This is a genomic window from Rhizobium freirei PRF 81 (assembly GCF_000359745.1).
In the GTDB taxonomy this organism is placed as follows: Bacteria; Pseudomonadota; Alphaproteobacteria; order Rhizobiales; family Rhizobiaceae; genus Rhizobium; species Rhizobium freirei.
In genome coordinates this window covers 248,857-268,919 of record NZ_AQHN01000056.1, presented here as the reverse complement: position 1 = coordinate 268,919, position 20,063 = coordinate 248,857, and the positions used below count along the sequence as shown (strand labels likewise).

Here is a 20,063-nt window from a genome sequence, read left to right as displayed (position 1 = left end):
TTACAAATCCAGCTTGTCGATCATCGTTTGGGTGATCAGGCAGATGCCGCTTTCCGTACGGCGGAAACGCTTGGCATCCAGGTCCGGATCCTCACCGACGATCAGGCCTTCCGGAATGGTGACACCGTGGTCGATGACGACATTCTTGAGCTGCGCGCGGCGGCCAACCTTTACGCTCGGCAGTACGACGGCTCCCTCCAATTTGGAGTAGGAATTGGCACGTACGCCGGTGAACAGCAGACTGTTGTAGAGGCTGGCGCCGGAAATGATGCAATCGCCGGCGACCACGGAGGAAACTGCCGAACCGCGGCGGTCCTCGTCATCATGAACGAATTTGGCCGGCGGGCTGATTTCGGCATAGGTCCAGATCGGCCAGGACTTGTCGTAGATGTCGAGTTCCGGCACCACGGCGGTGAGATCGATATTGGCCTGCCAGTAGGCATCGATCGTGCCGACGTCGCGCCAATAGGCTTCGCGCTCGAAATCGGAGCGGACGCAGGATTGCGTGAAGCGATGGGCGACGGCTTTACCGTTCTTGACGATGTAGGGAATGATGTCCTTGCCGAAGTCACGGCTGGAATTCGGATCGGCCGCATCGCGCTTCAGGCATTCGATCAGGAATTTCGTGTGGAAGACGTAGATGCCCATCGAGGCGAGCGCGAAATCGGGATTGCCCGGAATGCCGGGCGGATCGGCCGGCTTCTCGACGAAATCGATGATCTCATCCTTCTCGTTGACATGCATGACGCCGAAGCCCACGGCTTCCATGCGCGGCACTTCGAGGCAACCGATGGTAACCTCGGCGCCGGAATCGACGTGCTGCTGCAGCATCCATTCATAGTCCATCTTGTAGATGTGGTCGCCGGCGAGGATGACCATGTATTCGGGGCCATATGGCTCGATGATGTCGATGTTCTGATAGACGGCGTCAGCCGTGCCTTCATACCACTGCGTCTCCGAGACGCGCTGTGAGGCCGGCAGGATGTCGAAGCTCTCGTTTCGCTCCGGGCGGAAGAAGTTCCAGCCGCGCTGCATGTGGCGGATCAGCGAGTGCGCCTTGTACTGCGTGGCGACGCCGATGCGGCGGATACCGGAGTTGAGCGCGTTGGAGAGAGCGAAATCGATGATGCGGGTCTTGCCGCCGAAGTAGACGGCCGGCTTGGCGCGGCGATCGGTGAGTTCCTTCAACCGGCTGCCTCGACCCCCGGCAAGAACGTAGGCCATGGCGTCGCGTGCCAGCGGCTGGAAACGTTTTTCTACCATTTTATTCCTCCCTGTCGGTAATGATCTCAAAATTCCGGTTCGAGCATGATGGTCGCCAGTGGAGGCAGCGTTATTGTCGCTTGTATGCCACCGCCGGCATTAACGGCCTGTACACGCCCGCCGTTGCCCTTGCCGCTGCCGCCATAGATGTCGGCATCGGTATTCAATATTTCGCGCCACCGCCCCTCCGCTGGCAGACGCAAAGTATAATTCTCGCGATAGACTGGCGTGAAATTGGTGATGACTGCAACCGGTTTTTCACCCGGCGCCTTGCGCAGCCAGGCGAACACCGAATTCTCGAAATCATCGACAACCAGCCATTCGAAACCATCGCCCTCGCAGTCGCGGGCATGCAATGCCGGCTTGCTGCGATAGGTGAAATTGAGATCGCGGACGAGGCGCCGCATGCCTTCATGCATACGATATTGCAGCAGGTTCCAGTCGAGCGCGCGCTCTTCGCTCCACTCGCTCCACTGCGCGAATTCCTGCCCCATGAACAGCAGCTTCTTGCCGGGATAGCCCCACATGAAAGCGTAGTAGGCGCGCAGATTGGCGAATTTCTGCCAGTCGTCGCCGGCCATCTTGGCGATCAGCGATCCCTTGCCGTGCACCACCTCATCATGGGAGAGCGGCAGCACGAAGTTTTCCGAGAAGGCGTAGATCAGGCCGAAGGTCAGCTCGTTGTGGTGATATTTACGATGCACGGGCTCGCGGGCGAGATAGCTCAGCGTGTCGTGCATGAAGCCCATGTTCCACTTGAAGCCGAAGCCGAGGCCGCCTTCATGAACAGGCTGGGATACTTTCGGCCAGGAGGTCGATTCCTCGGCGATGGTCATGACGCCCGGATGGGCGCCGTAAAGCCGGGTGTTCATCGACTGCAGGAAGCGGACTGCCTCGAGGTTCTCGTTGCCACCATACTCATTCGGAATCCATTCGCCGTGCTTGCGGGAATAGTCGAGGTAAAGCATGGAGGCGACGGCATCGACGCGTAAACCGTCCAGATGGTACTTCTCCGCCCAGAAGAGGGCATTGTTCTGCAGATAGGCAAGGACCTCGGTGCGGCCGAAATTGTAGATCGCCGTATTCCAATCGGGATGAAAGCCCTTGCGTGGGTCTTCATGCTCGTAGAGCGCCGTGCCGTCGAACCAGCGCAGGCCATGTTCGTCGGTCGGGAAATGCGCCGGCACCCAATCGAGAATGATGCCGATGCCGACCTTGTGGCAGCCGTTGACGAAGCGGGCAAAGCCTTCGGGCTCGCCAAAACGGGCGGTCGGCGCATAAAGGCCCGTCGTCTGGTAACCCCAGGACGGATCGTAGGGGTGCTCGGTGATCGGCAGGAATTCGATATGGGTAAAGCCCATATCGACGCAATAAGGGATCAGCCGTGAGGCGAGTTCATCCCACGACAGCATCGATCCATCATCGCGGCGCTGCCAGGAGCCGGCGTGAACCTCATAGATGCTGATGGGCTGGCGGCGCTGGTCGACGCTTGCCCAATGCTCGCGATGGGCCGCATCTTCCCAGACCTGACTGAGGCCGTTGGCCGTGACGGACGCCGTCTTCGGGCGCAGTTCGCTGCGGCGGGCGAAAGGATCGGCCTTCAGAGGCAGCAGCACGCCGTCCTGACCGCGAATCTCGAACTTATAGGCGACACCCGCCGGAACATCCGGAGCAAAAATCTCCCAGATGCCGCTGTCGGAGCGGAAGCGCATGACATGCCGGCGGCCATCCCAGCCGTTGAAATCGCCGACCACCGAGACGCGCTGGGCGTTCGGCGCCCAGACCGCGAAGTGAAAGCCCTGAACGCCCTCATGTTTCATGGGATGGGCGCCCATCTTGTCGAAGAGGCGCAAATGCGTGCCTTGGCGGGCAAAGTAATCATCCATCGGCCCGAGAACCGGGCCGAAGCTGTAGGGGTCGGTGACCGCCCATTCGGCGTCGCCGCGTCTGGCGCGATAGCGCACCGGCTGCTGCTTGGAGAGTTTCACGTCGCCGGAGAAGAAGCCTGCCGGATCGAGACAATCCAGCTCGCCGATGATGGCGCCGTCCAGCGAAGTAGCGGTCACCGCCTCTGCGCCAAGGATGAAACAGCGCGCCACAAATCCGTCGTCCATCCGATGTACGCCGAGAACAGCGAATGGGTCGGAATGCGTGCCTGCGAGAATTGCAGCAATATCCTCTGCCGAAATGTCCCTCAAGCCTGTGCCGTCAGCGGGTCTCTTCGGCTTTTTCATCCAGCTCTCCAGATTTCCTTGGCATATTGACGGATCGTCCTGTCGGAGGAGAACCAACCCATGCGCGCGGTGTTGTTGATCGTCTTGGCGTACCACTCGGACGGATTGGCCCAGAGAATGTCGACTTCGCGCTGCGCTGAGGCGTAGGCATCGAAATCGGCAGCGACCATGAACCAGTCGTGACTGTAAATGCCTTCGATCAGAGCGGTGTAGCGGTTGCGATCATCCGGTGAGAAGACGCCGGACGCGATGGCCGAAAGCGCCTGTGCCAGCTCGCGCGAGCGTTCGATGACGGCGCGGGGATCGTGACCATCGCCGCGCAGGTTGGCCACCTCGTCGGCTTTGAGCCCGAAGATGATGATATTGTCTTCGCCGACATTGTCGCGCATCTCGACATTGGCGCCGTCGAGCGTGCCGATGGTCAAGGCACCGTTGAGGCCGAACTTCATATTGCCCGTGCCGGACGCTTCCATGCCGGCGGTCGATATCTGCTCGGAGAGATCGGCGGCCGGAACCATGACTTCGGCGAGAGAGACGTTGTAGTTCGGCACGAAGACCACCTTCAGCAGGCCGCGCACCGAGGGGTCGTTGTTGATGACGCGGGCGACATCGTTGATCAGCTTGATGATGAGCTTGGCGTTGTGATAGCTCGGCGCCGCCTTGCCGGCGAAGAGCTTGACGCGCGGCTGCCAGTCCAGCTCGGGATGCGAGCGGATCTGGTCGTAAAGAGCGACTGTTTCGATGATGTTGAGAAGCTGACGCTTGTATTCGTGAATGCGCTTGATCTGGATGTCGAACATCGCGTTCGGATCGAGCTTGATGCCCATGCGGCTCGCGACCAGATTGGACAATTGCACCTTGTTGGCGCGCTTGACGGCAGCGAACTTCTGCTGGAAGGCGCTGTCGCGGGCGAACTGATCCAGGGGTTTCAGCTGCTCGGCATCGTCGAGGAAAGCGTCGCCGATGGTCTCGCGGACGAGGCTGGTCAGGCCGGGATTGCACTGCATCAGCCAGCGGCGCGGCGTGATGCCGTTCGTCTTGTTGTTGATGCGATCCGGATAGAGTTTGTGCAGGTCGGCAAAGACGGTGACCTTCATCAGGTCGGTATGCAGCGCGGAAACGCCGTTGATCGAATGCGAGCCGACGAAGGCGAGATTGCCCATGCGCACGCGGCGATCGCCGTTCTCGTCGATCAGAGAGATGGAGCGGATTTCGGTGTCGCTGAAATTGCGGGCCTTGCGGGCTTCGACAAGAATCTTCGCATTGATGGCGTAGATGATCTGCATGTGTCGCGGCAGGAGCCGCTCGAACAGCGGCACCGGCCAGCTTTCGAGCGCTTCGGGCAGCAGCGTATGGTTGGTGTAGCCGAAGGTGTTGCGGGTGATATCCCAGGCTTTGTCGAATTCGAAGCCATGGACATCGACCAGGAGGCGCATCATTTCCGTGACGGAGACGGCTGGATGCGTGTCGTTCAGCTGGATTGCGACCTTGTCGGCCAGATTGGTCAGATCGTCATACTGCTGCAGATGGCGGCGCAGGATGTCCTGCAGCGAGGCCGACGAGAAGAAGAATTCCTGGCGCAGGCGCAGTTCCTGGCCGGCGGGCGTCGCATCGGCCGGATAGAGGACGCGCGTCAGGCTTTCGGCCTTGTTGCTTTCACGCAGCGCGCCGATATGGTCGCCAGCGTTGAATGCATCGAGCAGGATCGGATCGATCGGCTGTGCCGACCAGAGGCGGAGGGTGTTGACGCGCTTGGCCCTCCAGCCGACGACGGGCGTGTCGAATGCCGTGGCGATGACGCGCTCGGCCGGCTTCCAGACATAGCGGGGCTGATCATCATGGCCACCGACAGTTTCGACGCCACCGCCAAAGCCGATTTCATAGGAGCTTTCCTGGCGCTCGAATTCCCATGGGTTGCCATGGGCAAGCCAGGTTTCCGGCAGTTCCACCTGCCAGCCGTCGGCCATCTGCTGGCGGAACAGGCCGTGCACATAACGAATGCCATAGCCATAGGCCGGCACATCGACAGTTGCCATGGATTCCATGAAGCAGGCGGCGAGACGGCCAAGGCCGCCATTGCCGAGCGCTGCGTCGGGTTCGAGGCCGGCGATGACGCGAATATCGACGCCGAGCGAAGAGAGCGCGTTGGTGATCTCCTCCATCAGGCCGAGGTTGGAAACCGCGTCGCGCATGAGGCGCCCGATCAGGAATTCCAAGGATAGATAGTATACGCGTTTGGCGCCGGTCTCGTAGACACGACGGGTCGATTCCATCCATTTGTCGATGACGCGGTCGCGGATGACAAGGATCGTCGCCGTCAGCCAATCGTGCGGCTTGGCCACTTTCGCATCCTTGCCGATGCGGTAGGTCAGGCGTTCGATAATCTCTTCCGCAAGGATTTCGGGGCGGGAACTGCGTGGGGCCGGAACGGGGAGATCGGCCTTCGTCAAATTATTCATGCTATCAACTCTCGCCATTTGTGTTTTATATTCAGGGTGTTATGCCCGATTAAACCAAATTTCCTCTCCTCTTCACTATCAGTTTACGCACTGATGTAAAGCAGTTGCAACAAGGGAGTTGGGCAGATGCCAAAATAGCCGCCAATTGCTTGCTTTCGGCGGGAAAAGACTTGATTCCGATAATGTTTCCGGCTCTTATTCGCGGATCGTTGAAATGAAAAACCGCGCGATACACGTATCGCGCGGTTTTTTCTTTTATATCGGCCTGTGATTGCTTCGCGCGAGGCGCCTGCAAGATCAATTGGTCAGGAGCGTCATCTGCTTTGCCGCCTGAGCGCCGATGGTTTTGAAGGCGGTGACCAGATCGGACATTTGCTGCGCGTCGAAATAATTGGATGGGCTTGATGCGCAGGAGGAGAGCAAAGTCTGTCCACGCGTCGGGGCCATGAAGGCGACGGTGTAAATCTGCACGCCGGCATCCTTTGCAGCTTTGCAAGTCGCGAGCGTTTTTTGATCCGAGCTTGGATCGTTATTTTCGCCATCTGTCATCAGAACGATATATTTCTGGAAGTTTTTATTGCCTTGATTGTTCTGCGCAGTTGCTTCAGCCGTAGATGCGACGGTGTTGTAGGCCTTTTTCATCGGGGCGCTCGACTCGGTGCCACCGGACGCATTCAGTCCGCCAAGGACATTGGTGCGGGTCGTCTTCGTTCCCCAATCGAGGTTGCTGGAGCTGTCGACCTGACTGCTCCACGCAATGGCTGCAGTGCGAACATATTGTGACTTGGGATCGGCAGCATCCAATTGGTCAAGAAGATTGCCAACTGCGGTCTTCAGTGCATCTATCTTTTTGACATAGCAGGGGCTTATTGGGTTTGGATACTGATAGAGGTAGTTCCCATTAGTGTAATATTGCGTGCAGCTGCTTTGTGACTTGTCGATGACATTCGTGTTGAGCAGCATCGATCCGGACTTATCGAGTGCGATTTCCATCGACAGGGCAGTTTTTTGAATAGCCGTTCCACTCGTTGTCGAGCTGGATGCCGCGATGGATACCGATTGCATGCCGAGCAAGCGGCTCATGCTGTTGACCGGCATGCTATAGGAAGCGTTGACCGTGACCGAATAGCTTGTGCCACCAGATGAATTGCTGCTCGACGTTACCGAAGTCGACGTTCCCGCTCTCAGTGCATCCGCTGTCGCGCCATCTCCCGACAGGTAGTTCGACATTTGTCCCAGGACGAAATTGTTGCCGAGATCCTTGACAGTCGTCGTGGTCGCTGTGCCATTGGCGAGCGCCGTTGCGGCGGCGAGCGCCGCGGCATCCGTTGCCTCCTGGAGCTGGCTGTGTGATAGCGTCATGTTCGTGACATCGATCGCGACGCCGCCGGCAGCAACCAGCACAGGCATGGAAATTGCAGTCAGGATGCCAAAGTTTCCGGCTCTATCGCCGAGAAATTTTTTAAGTATACCAAGTATATTCGAACCGGTGATCATCACGTCCGCCTGCTGGAGGGAATTAAATGCCTCGAGAATGCGCGGGACTATCGATGATAAATATGAGTCAATCGTTTAGGTGGCAGTTCGAATTTGAACAAAACGCCAGATTGGTCCCATTTTGAATTGGCTCTATATTATATTAGCGGAATTACATCTACGGCCTGAACCGTTTTTTGGTTACCGTAACCTTTGAGCACGCCGATGACCGGTGCCACATCGGAATAATCGCGGCCATAGGCGACGACGATGTGATCGGTGCCGGCCGGGATATTGTTGGTCGGGTCGAGTTCGATCCAGCCTGCCGTCTCGCCGCACCAGACGCGCACCCAGGCATGCATGGCGTCGGCGCCTTCGAGCCTTTCCTTGCCCGGTGGCGGGATCGTGCGCAGGAAGCCGCTGACATAGCCGGCGGGAATGCCGAGGCTGCGGAGCGCGCTGATCATCACATGCGAAAAATCCTGGCAGACGCCGCGCTTGAGACGGAAAGCCTCCTTGGGCGTGGTATCCACCGTCGTCGCTTTGGGATCGTAGGTGAAATCCTTGTGTATCTGCGCGCAGACCGCGTGAGCAATCTGCAGGGTCGTCAGATTGGCGGTCTTCCACTGCCTGCTGTAATCGGCGATCACGCTTGCTTCAGGCAGACGCGGGCTGCTGCCGAGGAAATGGTGGGGCGAAGAAGGATCGATCGACCAGCAATCGTCGATCTCTTCCGGCAACTTGGCGAGAAGGGGGGAAAAGTCGGCCGTGACAGGCTGGCTTTCCACCTGGACGCGCGCCTGCATGCGGATGTCGAGCCTTTCATGCGGATCGCGCAACAGGATCGAGGTCGCCGGATGCTGGAAGAAATCCGTGAAGTTCGATTGCTCGTCCGGGCTCGGGGTTATTTTCACCGAGCCGGCGATCAGCCGTTGCCGATGGGGCAGGGATAGTGGCATGACGCGCAGAATGTGCCGCGCGCCGCTTGCCGGCACGTCGTAGATATAGCCCATGTGAAGCGACAGGTCGTAGAGCATTACGTCATCCGAGATAGGTGCGCGCCAGCAGGTCGGAAAGCCGCTCCAGTTCGCGTGCCAGCTGCTGGTAGACTTCGACGGTCATCGTTTCGGGCGTCATCACGGCCAGGCCCGAATGCAGCCGCATGGCTTCCCGGTAGAAGGGCGACATCTGGCCGTTGACGAAGGCATTCGGCAATTGCTCGACCTCGCGGTGGATCTCGTTCATCTGGAAAAGGATCGAGCGCGGGTTGAGCGGGTCGAGTGCCAGCAGGTCCGTCACCGTCAGGCGGGCCGTATTGACGTTGTAGCGGCGGCGATGGGTCATGACGCTGTCGCCGATTTCCAAAAGCATGTCGAGCGCGCCATCCGGCGCATCCGGGCCGGACATGTGGCCGAGCAGCCGCGTCATGTGCAGGCCGCGCTCGATGTAGCGACCGAGCGACAGGAAGCGCCAGCCGGTGAAGCGGTACATGTTTTCATGCACGAGACCGGCAAAGCCCGCGAGCTTGCGCAACAGGATCGTCATGGCATGGCTGGCGTCGTCGCCGTGCTTCACGCCTTCCTTGAAGCGGCGTGCGGTCTTGGCGAGGTCGTTCAGCGCCAGCCAGCCATCCGGGGAGAAGCGATCGCGGATGTTGCTCGCCGAATAGACGGCGCTATCGATGTTGCGCAGCAGGTTTTCCGGCACTGCTTGCTTGGTATCGATGTCGGTGGTGGCGAGATAGGCGCTGACATCCGCTAGCAGCGGCTGCTCCGGATCGGCCGCTTCGGCAAAACGTCCGTGCCAGGCGCGCAGAATGCGCAAGGCACCTTCAGCACGCTCGATATAGCGCCCAAGCCAGAAGAGGTTGTCGGCGGCACGGCTCGGCAGGCTGCCCGGCATATTGCGGGTGAAGGTCTCTTCGGTCGGCAGCAGCGTATGGGCTTCGACGGGCTTGTCGGAGACGATCCAGACATCGGCCGCCGAGCCGCCGGCCTGCATGGCGATAGCCGCCACGTCGTCGCCGCTGCCGATGCGGGCAAAGCCGCCGGGCATGATCTGCCAGCCGTTGTCCGTGCGGGCGGCGAAGACGCGCAAGCTCATCGGCCGCGGCGTCAGCTTGCCGTTGACCCAGGCCGGCGTGGTCGAAAGCGTCACCACTTCCTGGCCGACCAGCTTCTGGCCTTCGGTTGCCAGCCAGTCTGCGATCGAATCGCGGGCGGTGCTGCGCAGTGTCGAGCCCAGCACCGACTGGCCGTTGTCATCGAAGAAGGGCATGCGGGAATAGGCAGGGCCGATGACCATCTTCTCGATATTGCCGGCGACATGCTCGCGCTCGCTCTTCTGGCCGCACCACCAGGTCGCGATCGACGGAAGCTTCAATTCCTCACTGCGCAGATGCCGGCAGATGGTCGGCATGAAGGCGAGCAGGGCGCGCGTCTCGAGAATGCCGGAGCCGAGCGCGTTGACGATAGTCACCGTCTGTGCCCGCAGCGCCTCGATCATGCCCGGCGTGCCGATATGGGATTGCTGATTGAGCTCCAGCGGATCGGCATAGGCGGCATCGAGACGGCGCCAGAGCACGCTGATCGGCCGCAACCCTGCGACCGTGCGCACCATCAGCTGATCGTTGACGACGGTGATGTCCTCGCCTTCCAGCAGCATGAAGCCGAGATAACGGGCGATATAGGCGTGCTCGTAGTAGGTCTCGTTGGCAGGTCCCGGCGTCAGAACGGCGACGCGTCCCTCGCCGCGCTTGCCGCCGAGCAAAGCATCGCGAAAGGCGCCGAAGAAAGAGGCCAGGCGATGAACCTTGGTTTCGGCATAGATATCGGAGAAGGCGCGGGTGGTGGCGACGCGGGTTTCCAGCGCGAAGCCCGCACCCGATGGCGCCTGCGCGCGGTCGGCCAGCACCCACCAGTTGCCGTCCGGGCCGCGGCCGACCTCGAACGCCAGGAAATGCAGATAGTGGCCGCTTGCGGGCTTGACGCCGACGAGCGGGCGCAGGAATTCCGGGTTGGCGGCGATCAGGGCCGGAGGCAACAGCCCTTCGCCGACCAGCCGGCTGTCGCCATAGATGTCAGCGATGATCTCTTCGAGCAGATCGGCGCGCTGGCGCAGGCCTTCCGACAGAGTTTGCCATTCGCGCTCATCGATGAGTACCGGAATATGCGAGATCGGCCAGCCGCGTTCGCTGACTCCAGTCGTCCCATAGGCCCGATAGAAAACGCCTGCATCGCGCAGATAGCGGTCTGCGCGGGCGAAGCGCTCCGTCAGTTCCTGCTCCGACATGCGCGACAGCGCCGACAGGAGATTTTGCCAGACGGGACGGACAGCGCCTTTGTTGTCGACCATTTCATCGGCGACGCCAGGCAGGGGACGATAGGCAAAGGCCGGCTCCTTGCCGATGCCGGTCTTTCCCTCGTCCCGCCGTTCCGTCGCCGGTTTTCTACTCATGCATAGTTCCGTCTCAAATTCCTGCCGGCCGCCTGAGGTCTAGCGTCAGCGGGAATTCCACCGATGCAGCCTCCGGTCTCAGGGCATAGCCACCTGCTGTATGCCCCCAAGGTTCGAATCGCGCAAGACGTCGCGCTTCCGCCTCGTTGCCGTTGACCGGGAAGGTGTCATAGTTGCGGCCGCCCGGATGAGCAACATGATAGATGCAGCCGCCGATCGAACGGCGCGACCATGTGTCATAGATATCGAAGGTCAGCGGCGTGTCGATGGGCAGGACGGGATGCAGGCCCGAGGCCGGATGCCACGCCTTGTAGCGTACGCCGGCGACCGAAACGCCCGCCATTCTCGTTGGTGTCAGCGGCACGTGGCGGCCGTTGCAGGTCACCGTATAGCGGGAGGGATTGGATGTCTCAAGTCGAACTTGCAGGCGTTCCACCGACGAATCGACATAACGCACCGTGCCGCCGATCGCACCTTCTTCGCCCATCACATGCCACGGCTCCAGCGCTTGCCGCAGTTCCAGCTTGTTGCCCTCATATTCGACTTCGCCGCAGAAGGGGAAGCGGAATTCAAGCTGCGCTTGAAACCATTCGGGCCTGAGGTCGAAACCGTTTTCGCGGAGGTCGGAAAGCACGTCGAGAAAATCCTGCCAGATATAGTGCGGCAGCATGAAGCGGTCGTGCAGCGTCGTGCCCCAGCGCACGAACCGGCCGTCGATCGGGTTACGCCAGAAGCGGGCGATCAGCGCGCGTACCAGCAATTGCTGGGCGAGGCTCATGCGGGCATTCGGCGGCATTTCGAAGCCGCGGAATTCGACGAGGCCAAGCCGTCCGGTCGGGCCATCCGGCGAAAAAAGCTTGTCGATGCAGATTTCCGAGCGGTGGGTGTTGCCGGTGACGTCCGTGAGGAGATTGCGGAAGAGGCGATCTACCAGCCATGGAAGCGGCGGCAAGCCGCGGCCGGGTGCTGGCACCTGAGCCAGCGCAATTTCCAGCTCATAGAGACTGTCATGACGGGCTTCGTCGATGCGCGGCGCCTGGCTGGTCGGGCCGATGAACATGCCGGAGAAAAGATAGGAGAGCGAGGGATGCCGCTGCCAGTGCAGCACCAGGCTCTTCAACAGGTCGGGACGGCGCAGGAAGGGGCTGTCCATGGTGCTGCGGCCGCCGACGACGACATGGTTGCCGCCGCCCGTGCCGGTGTGGCGGCCGTCGATCATGAACTTGTCGGTGCCGAGCCGGCTGGCGCGAGCCTCGTCATAAACAGCCGTGGTGATGTCGACCGTTTCCTTCCAGCTCGATGCCGGATGAATGTTCACCTCGATGACGCCGGGATCGGGCGCGACGCGGATGACGTTGATGCGCTCATCCTGCGGCGGCGGATAGCCTTCGATATGAACCGGCAGGTTCAGAGCCGCGGCCGCGCGCTCGGCGGAGGCGACGAGGTCAAGGTAGTCCTCGACATTGACCGTCGGCGGCATGAAGATGCAAAGCCGCCCGTCACGCGGCTCGACGCTGATGGCGGTGCGGACATAGCCGCCGATCTCACCGACGGATTGCGGCATGACCGGCTGCTGGCCGGTAAAAGGCTGGAAATGGGCCGCTTGGAGTGGCCGGCCCTTGTCTTCGCCGTAATCGGGCAGTGCCTCGCGCGGGATCGTCGGGTCCATCGGGTTGATGTAGGGATATTGCGACGCCGGTATCCAGCCGAGTGAATTCAGCGGCAGGCGATAGCCGACCGGGCTGTCGCCTGGCGTCAGGAAGATGCGGCCGCGGCGTGTGCGCCATTTCTCGCTCGTCCAGCGACGGCCGCTGGCGCGCGCGTTCCATGCTTGTATCGGGAGAATATAGCCCGTGGGGCGCGTCAGGCCGCGTTCGAAGACGCGGGCCATGCGCGAGCGTTCCTCCGGGTCCTTCAGCTTCGAGTTGGACGGATCGACATTGTCGGGCAGGTTCGCTTCCTTCACCAGCCATTCCGCTGGATCTTCGAAGGCGGGGACCACGTTGTCCGGTTCGATGTCGAGCTCACCGGCGATGGCCGTCAGCAGGCGGCCGGCATCGTCCTCAGTGACGCTATAGTTGCGGCCCTCATTGGCGATCAGGTCGGGGTTCGACCAGATCGGCAGGCCGTCGCGCCGCCAGTAGAGCGAGAAGGTCCAGCGCGGCAGGCTTTCGCCGGGATACCATTTGCCCTGGCCATAATGCAGGAAGCCGTTCGGCGCGAAGCGCTCGCGCAGGCGGCGGATCAGTGTATCGGCCTTTTCACGCTTGGTTGGGCCGACGGCGGCGGTGTTCCATTCCTCGGACTGGAAATCGTCGATCGATACGAAGGTCGGTTCGCCGCCCATGGTGAGGCGCACATCGTCTTCTCTGAGGATGGTATCGACCTTTTCGCCGAGTTCGTCCAGCTCCTCCCAGCTTTCGTCGGAGAAGGGCTTGGTGATGCGCGGGTGCTCGGCGACGCGGGTGACCTTCATGTCGAAATCGAATTCGGTCCTGGCTTCGCCGACATAGCCGCCGGAGATCGGTGCGGCATTGCGGTAATGCGGCGTGGCGGCAAGCGGGACATGGCTCTCGCCCGTCAGAAGGCCCGAGGTTGGGTCGAGGCCGACCCAGCCGGCACCGGGAAGGTAGACTTCCGCCCAGGCATGCAGATCGGTGAAATCGACCTCGGTGCCGGAAGGGCCGTCGAGCGCCTTCAGGTCGGGCGTGAGCTGGATGAGATAGCCGGAGACGAAACGGGCGGCGAGGCCGAGATGGCGCAGCACCTGCACCAGCAGCCAGCTCGTGTCGCGGCAGGAGCCCCTGGCCGTCTCCAGCGTCTCCTCGGGCGTCTGTACGCCGGCTTCCATGCGGATGACGTAGCCGATTTCCTTCTGCAGACGCGTGTTAAGGCCGACGATCATGTCGACGGTTTTTTGTTCCGAGCGGTCGAGCGTGGCGAGGAAGGCTTTCACCCTGGGGCTTGGCTCCTCCGGCTTCATATAGATGGACAGATCCTCGCGGATGGTCTCGGGATAGTCGAAGGGCCATTTGGTGGCTTCCTCTTCGACGAAGAAGTCGAAGGGGTTGTAGACCGTCATATCGGCGACGAGATCGACCTCGATCTTCAGCTCGGTCACCGGATCGGGGAAGACGAACCGGGCGAGATAGTTGCCATACGGATCCTGCTGCAGGTTCACGAAATGATTGGAGGGTGTGACCTTCAGCGAGTGGCTCAGCACGCGGGTCTTGGAATGCGAGGCGGGTTTCAGGCGGATGATCTGGGGGCCGAGGCGGACCGGATTGTCGTACTTGTAATGGGTGAGATGATAGATGCTTGCCTTGATCGCCATATGTCTCTTCGCCTAGCCCGCATCGTTGTGCGGTGATTGCTGTTCCCACAGGCAGTGTGTGCAATGCAGCGAAAGAAAGCAAGTCGTGTCGGCGTTTCATCAAGGTCTCGCCGTGCAAAGCCAAAAGCAAAGACGGCGAGCTTTCGCCCGCCGTTCTGAAATCTCGATTTCGTTGTTTCGATCAGCTTCTGCCGAATTCGTCGACGAGGCGGATGATATCGTCTTCGCCGAGGTAGGAGCCGGTTTGTACTTCGATGAGCTCCAGCAGGATCTTGCCGGGATTGGACAGGCGATGCACTTCGCCGAGCGGGATATAGACCGATTCGTTTTCGCGCAGCATCTGCACGTTTTCGCCGACCGTCACTTCCGCCGTACCCTTGACGACGACCCAGTGCTCGGAACGATGATGATGCTTTTGCAGAGACAATTTCTTGCCGGGTAGCACGAAGATGCGCTTGACCTGGAAGCGGTCGCCGTTCAGCACCGACGTATAGCCGCCCCAGGGGCGATAAGAGGTCGGGTGCGTCTCGGTGAGCTTGGCGGTCTTCTTCTCGCTTGCCAGCAATTTGACGAGCTTGCCGACTTCCTGGCTGTCCTTGAGAGGCCCGACATAGACGGCATCTTCGCTGGCGATGACGGCGACGTCTTCAAGGCCCTGCACGGCCACATGGAGGCTGTGCGACATGACAAGCGAATTCTTCGTGTTGACCAGCGTCGTAGCGCCGGTGGAGACGTTGCCGCTCTCGTCGCGCTTGCCCACCTTCCAGACCGCATCCCAGCTGCCGAGATCGGACCAGGTGAAGGGCGACGGGACGACGGCGGCATTGGCCGTCTTTTCCATCAGGGCATAGTCGATCGAGATGTCCGGGCTCTTGGAGAAGGTGTCGGCGTCGAGGCGGGTGAAATCGAGGTCGCGGGTCGATTTGGAAACGGCCTTGGCGGCAGCCTTTTCGACGTCGGGCGCAAATTCCTTCATCTCGGCGAGAAGCTGAGCGGCCGAGAACATGAACATGCCCGAGTTCCAGTAGAAATGGCCGCTGGCAACCATCTCCTCTGCCTTCTCCAGGGCAGGCTTCTCGACGAAGCGCTTGACGGCATGCGCGCCTGATGGCAGCGCCTTGCCGCTTTCGATGTAGCCATAGCCGGTGGCGGGCTCGGTCGGCTTGATACCGAAGGTGACGAGCTTGCCTTGAAGCGCGGTATCGCGCGCCAGGCGCACGCAGTCGTAATAGGTCTTGCTGGCGTCGATCTCGTAGTCGGAACCCAGGACGTGCATGATCGCGTCCTCGCCGAAAAGCTCGCTGACCAGCACAGCTGCGGCAGCAACGGCGGCGGCGGTGTTGCGGGCGACCGGCTCCAGCAATATGGCCGCCAGCTTCAGATCGAGCTCGCGCGCCTGTTCGGCGACGAGGAAGCGGAACTCCTCATTGGTCAGAACGATCGGCGCTTCGTAGAGCTCCCGATCCGCAACGCGCTTCAGCGTGTTCTGAAACAGTGTGCTGTCGCCGATGAATTGAATGAACTGCTTCGGGGCCGAAGCACGCGATAGCGGCCACAACCGCGTCCCCTTGCCTCCTGCCATGATCACGGGAACGATTTTTGCTGCCATGCTCTGCCTCTCCTAGACATTTCATTCGGGAGATATCTCGGCGATGCGCAACCATTGCGCTTTTTCGCTCTCACTCCTCCGACAACTTCTATCGCCATTGCTATATTTTTTCGTAACGCGCCAGCACTAATGCGTCGAGATCGTAAACAATAGGCAACCTCCGTCTGGAAAGTCCAGCGAATGCCTGCTGGACGCGCTTCCTGAAGGAAAATGCGGAGAGGTAAAAAGGGTCTTCGTCATGGAAGACGCCGCCGCCCGTCCTCGGGCGGCGGCGATCGCGGCAGGGTTGTTCAGGCTTCCGCCCGATCTCTCTCTTCGTCTTGCACTGGCGCCTGGGCGAGGGCGTTGCGCTTATTGTAACGGATCGACGACCAGAGCGAGATACCGATCAGGGCCGCGCCGCCAAGGCCGGTGATGACTTCCGGGATGTGCGTCAATGTCTGGATATACATGATCACCGAGAGGATCAGGATGGCGTAGAAGGCGCCATGCTCCAGGTAGCGGTAATGGGCGAGCGTGCCTTTCTCCACCAGCATGATCGTCATCGAGCGGACATACATCGCGCCGATGCCGAGGCCGATGGCAATGATGAACAGGTTCTGTGTGAGGGCGAAGGCGCCGATGACGCCGTCGAAGGAGAAGCTGGCGTCGAGAATTTCGAGGTAGAGAAACGCACCGAAGCCGCCTCTTGCTGCCGCGCTCATCGTCCTTTGCGAGGCGTCCAGGAAGCCCGCAAGAACCTCGACAAGCAGGAAGGTCAGCAGGCCATAGATCGAGGCGTGAAGGAAGGCCGTGGCGTCGTCACCGTCGAGCACCGAGGTGAAGATGAGGACGAGAATCAGCACGAAGGCGATTTCGATGCCCTTGACGGTGGCGAAATGCGCCATCCGCTTCTCGATGAAGCCGATCCAATGAACATCCTTCTCGTAGTTGAAGAAGTAAGTCAGGCCTACCATCATCAGGAAGGTGCCGCCGAAGGCGGCGATGGGCAGATGTGCGGCGTGCATGATTTCCGCATATTGCTCGGGCTTGGTGGCGGCGAGTTTCAGTGCCTCCCAGGGGTCGATCCAGGCGGCAATGGCGACGATTGCCAGCGGAAAGATGATGCGCATGCCGAAGACGGCAATGATGATGCCCCAGGTCAGGAAGCGATGCTGCCAGACCGGTGTCATTTCCTTCAACTTGTTGGCATTGACGATGGCATTGTCGAAGGAAAGCGAAATCTCCAGCACGGCCAGGACCGCGCAGATGAAGAAAGCGGTGGCGAGGCCGCCGAACGTGCCGGTCGTGTTCCAGCCCAAAAAGGCTCCGAGGGCCAGGCCACCCACGGTAACGGCAAAAGCCCAGCTGAAATAGCTGAGCACGGATTTGGAAGCGGTGGGCGATGTCATGGGCGCACCCCGCGGAGGAAGGTGGTGAAGCCCATTAAAGCGCGCAGCCACATGCCGTAGACGGCATGCGGGTGAGGCATGGTCAAGCTATTCATGGAAAGAAGTCCGCCGGCTCATCTGCAGGCGGTACCGACATCGCGAGAGCGCCGTAAAAACTCTCGCCAGAGGGGCCCGGCACCAAAGTTCAATCCGCCGCCGATGTCAGGGGGCGCGGAGATAAGCTATAAGTTAGTGAAGTCACGACGCACGTCAAGTGTCTAGGGTTGAAATCTCCCTTCGCAGTTCTGCTTCCAAATTGAGAAATTGAGGAACCAAACGGGAAAGGTCGCGTTTGCCCATCAGGCTTGTTTGTACCGTCCGTGCACTCTGGCGACAATGACTGATAGGAGAAGCTTCCATGAGCCCCAATCCCATTCATCGCAAAGAGCAAAAGCAGAAACCGGAACTGACCGAGCGGCAGAAGAAGGCACGACCGAATACGCTTCGCCAGGCGCAGGTCTTGCCACCACATCAGGTCGATCTGACCTTGCATCCCGTGACGCATGAAGACGTTCACGTTCCCGCTCATATCAATGGCGCCGACCTGTCGCGCGAGGCGCCGGCCGATGCCAATCACGGCCATAAGCCGAAAGCCGGCTCGCGACACTAAGCCCATCGCAGGCCATTCGATAAGTGACGGCTACTTGTGTCGGGGCGTCTTGCCGTCGGAGGTGAAGCTGCCGTTGAAACTCATTTTGGGCGATTTGGCCGAGCATTCGATGGCGACCGGCTTGCCGGCATAGGGGTTTGCGAAGGTGCAAGTGCCCTTTGCTTCGACGCCAGACATCTTGTTGCCGGCGCCGGTCGAAATAACGTCGATCGGCAGCTGTGCCGTGCCCTTCTGGCTGCCTGGCTTGATGCCTCTGCCGTCGCCCTGGAAGCCGAGCATTTTACCGCCGGACGTGAAAATGAAGGTCACTGAGCCATCCGGCCCCGTCACGCTGGCGAGTTCGCCCGTGCAGCCCTTGGAGGCATCGAGTTTGCCGACCACGAGTTTGGAGCATTTTCCACTGACGACGGTGACGCCCTGCGTCGGAAAATTCTCCACTGTCGCGGCCGTGGCCGATGTGGCGACCAGCGCCGTCAATCCAAAAGCAATGCCTGCGAATCGCATAAGAGGGGCTCCTTTCAAGCCCGTGCAGATTCGCCGATCAAAATGTGGCAGTCAACCCGAAGCTCAAGCCAAGCCCGCCCGAAGCGCATGGCGATGTTTCATGATCGCTCTTTGCGCTTCAGGATGCTGACCTTGCGCAAGCCGTTGCTTCTGGACGACAGCGTCTCTGGGAGACGGCCTCAGTGCTGCGCTGCTTCCGGGACGAGTGAGCCGATCAGCTGCAGCAGGGCGTTCTGGCGATTGCCGCCGCCGGCCAGGAATTCGTAGAGGGTCATGGCTTTCTCGCTGCCACCGTCGACGACAAAATCCGCCTGGCGAATGACGAAGACCTCGCCGCTTTCGGTGTCGCGGGCGAGGTGGAACATATATTCGTCACCATTGGGCTTGTGGTTCTTGTAGAACTGCCGCTTCATCACCGTCATCTCATCCTCCCGTATGATCGATGCGCTGATATGACAGTAGGATGACGGTCCGGCCGGAAGTCAAGCGGCTTGTCGCGGGAACTTGTGTCGCAGGCTGCGTGCAAGCCGCAATCGCAGCCGACCAAAGCATGTGATTGGCTAACTTTCAAAAGGCGATTATTCTCCACTTGCGCTCGAATTTTTCGGGACGCGGTAAGTTGGAGATCGAAGCACATGAGAATGATGTTAGCGCTGGGAGCGATTTTGAGCCTGGCATGCGTCTCCGCAGGTGAGGCGCCTTCGAACTATCAGATCCACCAGGGCATTCGTGCCGACAGCGATCCGGTGGTGCTGGCAAGATATGACAGGGCGCTCAATCATTGCGAGCCCGAGGCCTATTCCTGGCGGCGTGGGTCGCCCGACCCGAACAGCACGCTTTACTGGCTGGCTCTGCGAGCTTGCCTCTACCGCCAGGGTTTTATCGACCGTGGCGCCTACGCCTATCCGACGACGGAAGTCTTCCGGAATTTCCTGGACCGCTGAGCGTCTGCAAATCGTCGGACCGTTGGGCTGTTCTTCGGCCGGTTTCGCTTTGACGACGTTGGCGCTCTATCGAGCGACCTGAAACTAAAAAGGCCTTTCGATTTCTCGAAAGGCCTTGCTTTTCAGCGAATTAGGATGGTGGGCGTGACAGGGATTGAACCTGTGACCCCTACGATGTCAACGTAGTGCTCTCCCGCTGAGCTACACGCCCATCCGATGGCGGCGCATAGATCACAAAACCTTGGTCGCCGTCAATAGGCTTTTTTTCGGTTTTGTGACGTGGCCGCCAAAAGCCTTACGCGGCAAGGAGTTTGTTGACTTCGTCAACGAGTTCGCGAAGGTGGAAAGGCTTGGAAAGGACCTTGGCATCCTTCGGCGCCTTCGAATCAGGGTTCAATGCGACGGCGGCAAAACCGGTGATGAACATCACTTTCAGGTCGGGATCGAGTTCGGTGGCGCGGCGCGCCAGCTCGATGCCGTCCATTTCCGGCATGACGATGTCAGTCAAAAGCAACGAGAACGGCTCTTCGCGCAACCGGTCATAAGCGCTTGCTCCATTGTCAAAGGACAAGACCTTGTAGCCGGCTTTTTCGAGCGCCTTCACAAGGAAGCGACGCATGTCGTTGTCATCTTCGGCAAGAAGTATCTTCTGGGTCATCATCTCTATCGCTAATCAATCTTGTCTGGTTGGGCACGTCGAGGGTTTAGGTTAGCGCTCCGCCGTAAACAAGCCGTGAATGATGG

The 20,063-nt window shown here is 60.1% G+C and carries 14 protein-coding genes and 1 tRNA gene; 2 read left to right on the top strand and 13 right to left on the bottom strand.

All coding sequences use genetic code 11. The annotated features are described in order from the left end of the window. The 9 genes from glgC to RHSP_RS13205 form a co-directional block, all read right to left on the bottom strand. Window positions 1-1,263, bottom strand: coding sequence for a glucose-1-phosphate adenylyltransferase (glgC, locus tag RHSP_RS13245; RefSeq protein ID WP_004117601.1), 1,263 nt, complete (start codon window positions 1,261-1,263; stop codon window positions 1-3). A 26-nt stretch (window positions 1,264-1,289) separates the two neighbouring features. Continuing rightward, window positions 1,290-3,497 carry a 1,4-alpha-glucan branching protein GlgB gene (gene glgB, locus RHSP_RS13240; RefSeq protein ID WP_004117598.1) on the bottom strand — a complete coding sequence of 736 codons (2,208 nt, stop codon included), beginning with the start codon at window positions 3,495-3,497 and terminating at the stop codon, window positions 1,290-1,292. Next, window positions 3,494-5,956: a glycogen/starch/alpha-glucan phosphorylase gene (locus RHSP_RS13235; RefSeq protein WP_004117596.1), complete on the bottom strand. Its 2,463-nt coding sequence runs from the start codon at window positions 5,954-5,956 to the stop codon at window positions 3,494-3,496. Before RHSP_RS13235 ends, glgB begins: the two co-directional genes overlap by 4 nt. 297 nt (window positions 5,957-6,253) lie before the next feature. Beyond that, window positions 6,254-7,453: a vWA domain-containing protein gene (locus tag RHSP_RS13230; RefSeq protein ID WP_004117593.1), complete on the bottom strand. Its 1,200-nt coding sequence runs from the start codon at window positions 7,451-7,453 to the stop codon at window positions 6,254-6,256. A gap of 137 nt (window positions 7,454-7,590) precedes the next feature. After that, entirely contained in the window at window positions 7,591-8,469 is an 879-nt protein-coding gene (locus RHSP_RS13225) for a transglutaminase family protein (protein WP_004117590.1), read from the bottom strand. 4 nt (window positions 8,470-8,473) lie between these two features. Continuing rightward, entirely contained in the window at window positions 8,474-10,888 is a 2,415-nt protein-coding gene (locus RHSP_RS13220) for a circularly permuted type 2 ATP-grasp protein (RefSeq protein ID WP_004117588.1), read from the bottom strand. A 13-nt stretch (window positions 10,889-10,901) separates the two neighbouring features. Next, window positions 10,902-14,222 carry a transglutaminase family protein gene (locus tag RHSP_RS13215; protein ID WP_004117585.1) on the bottom strand — a complete coding sequence of 1,107 codons (3,321 nt, stop codon included), beginning with the start codon at window positions 14,220-14,222 and terminating at the stop codon, window positions 10,902-10,904. A gap of 181 nt (window positions 14,223-14,403) precedes the next feature. Next, window positions 14,404-15,831 (bottom strand): mannose-1-phosphate guanylyltransferase/mannose-6-phosphate isomerase, encoded by a 1,428-nt coding sequence (locus RHSP_RS13210; RefSeq protein ID WP_004117582.1) that lies wholly within the window; start codon window positions 15,829-15,831, stop codon window positions 14,404-14,406. Window positions 15,832-16,121: 290 nt separating this feature from the next. Continuing rightward, window positions 16,122-17,222 (bottom strand): DUF475 domain-containing protein, encoded by a 1,101-nt coding sequence (locus RHSP_RS13205; protein ID WP_004117579.1) that lies wholly within the window; start codon window positions 17,220-17,222, stop codon window positions 16,122-16,124. 397 nt (window positions 17,223-17,619) lie between these two features. Between RHSP_RS13205 and RHSP_RS13200 the strand changes: the two genes are divergently transcribed. Beyond that, entirely contained in the window at window positions 17,620-17,871 is a 252-nt protein-coding gene (locus RHSP_RS13200; RefSeq protein WP_004117576.1) for a hypothetical protein, read from the top strand. Between the two features lie 30 nt (window positions 17,872-17,901). Here the strand turns inward: RHSP_RS13200 and RHSP_RS13195 are convergent, their stop codons facing one another. Next, complete coding sequence (locus RHSP_RS13195) at window positions 17,902-18,375, bottom strand: hypothetical protein (RefSeq protein WP_004117567.1); 474 nt, start codon at window positions 18,373-18,375, stop codon at window positions 17,902-17,904. 179 nt (window positions 18,376-18,554) lie between these two features. Continuing rightward, window positions 18,555-18,797: a hypothetical protein gene (locus tag RHSP_RS13190; RefSeq protein WP_004117565.1), complete on the bottom strand. Its 243-nt coding sequence runs from the start codon at window positions 18,795-18,797 to the stop codon at window positions 18,555-18,557. A 213-nt stretch (window positions 18,798-19,010) separates the two neighbouring features. Between RHSP_RS13190 and RHSP_RS13185 the strand changes: the two genes are divergently transcribed. Continuing rightward, window positions 19,011-19,319: a hypothetical protein gene (locus RHSP_RS13185; RefSeq protein WP_037151682.1), complete on the top strand. Its 309-nt coding sequence runs from the start codon at window positions 19,011-19,013 to the stop codon at window positions 19,317-19,319. Window positions 19,320-19,455: 136 nt separating this feature from the next. On the opposite strand, the gene RHSP_RS13180 is transcribed toward RHSP_RS13185, so the two are convergent. Both RHSP_RS13180 and cpdR1 read right to left on the bottom strand, forming a co-directional pair. Continuing rightward, window positions 19,456-19,530, bottom strand: a tRNA-Val gene (locus RHSP_RS13180). A gap of 84 nt (window positions 19,531-19,614) precedes the next feature. Then, complete coding sequence (cpdR1, locus tag RHSP_RS13175; RefSeq protein ID WP_004117561.1) at window positions 19,615-19,977, bottom strand: response regulator CpdR1; 363 nt, start codon at window positions 19,975-19,977, stop codon at window positions 19,615-19,617. Between the last annotated feature and the right edge of the window lie 86 nt (window positions 19,978-20,063).

What these genes read in the sequence shown, in the direction of transcription:
- glgC (WP_004117601.1), bottom strand. Translation starts at nt 1,263, where the DNA reads ATGGTAGAAAAACGTTTCCAGCCGCTGGCACGCGACGCCATGGCCTAC.
- glgB (WP_004117598.1), bottom strand. Translation starts at nt 3,497, where the DNA reads ATGAAAAAGCCGAAGAGACCCGCTGACGGCACAGGCTTGAGGGACATT.
- RHSP_RS13235 (WP_004117596.1), bottom strand. Translation starts at nt 5,956, where the DNA reads ATGAATAATTTGACGAAGGCCGATCTCCCCGTTCCGGCCCCACGCAGT.
- RHSP_RS13230 (WP_004117593.1), bottom strand. Translation starts at nt 7,453, where the DNA reads ATGATCACCGGTTCGAATATACTTGGTATACTTAAAAAATTTCTCGGC.
- RHSP_RS13225 (WP_004117590.1), bottom strand. Translation starts at nt 8,469, where the DNA reads ATGCTCTACGACCTGTCGCTTCACATGGGCTATATCTACGACGTGCCG.
- RHSP_RS13220 (WP_004117588.1), bottom strand. Translation starts at nt 10,888, where the DNA reads ATGAGTAGAAAACCGGCGACGGAACGGCGGGACGAGGGAAAGACCGGC.
- RHSP_RS13215 (WP_004117585.1), bottom strand. Translation starts at nt 14,222, where the DNA reads ATGGCGATCAAGGCAAGCATCTATCATCTCACCCATTACAAGTACGAC.
- RHSP_RS13210 (WP_004117582.1), bottom strand. Translation starts at nt 15,831, where the DNA reads ATGGCAGCAAAAATCGTTCCCGTGATCATGGCAGGAGGCAAGGGGACG.
- RHSP_RS13205 (WP_004117579.1), bottom strand. Translation starts at nt 17,222, where the DNA reads ATGACATCGCCCACCGCTTCCAAATCCGTGCTCAGCTATTTCAGCTGG.
- RHSP_RS13200 (WP_004117576.1), top strand. Translation starts at nt 17,620, where the DNA reads ATGAGCCCCAATCCCATTCATCGCAAAGAGCAAAAGCAGAAACCGGAA.
- RHSP_RS13195 (WP_004117567.1), bottom strand. Translation starts at nt 18,375, where the DNA reads ATGCGATTCGCAGGCATTGCTTTTGGATTGACGGCGCTGGTCGCCACA.
- RHSP_RS13190 (WP_004117565.1), bottom strand. Translation starts at nt 18,797, where the DNA reads ATGACGGTGATGAAGCGGCAGTTCTACAAGAACCACAAGCCCAATGGT.
- RHSP_RS13185 (WP_037151682.1), top strand. Translation starts at nt 19,011, where the DNA reads ATGAGAATGATGTTAGCGCTGGGAGCGATTTTGAGCCTGGCATGCGTC.
- cpdR1 (WP_004117561.1), bottom strand. Translation starts at nt 19,977, where the DNA reads ATGACCCAGAAGATACTTCTTGCCGAAGATGACAACGACATGCGTCGC.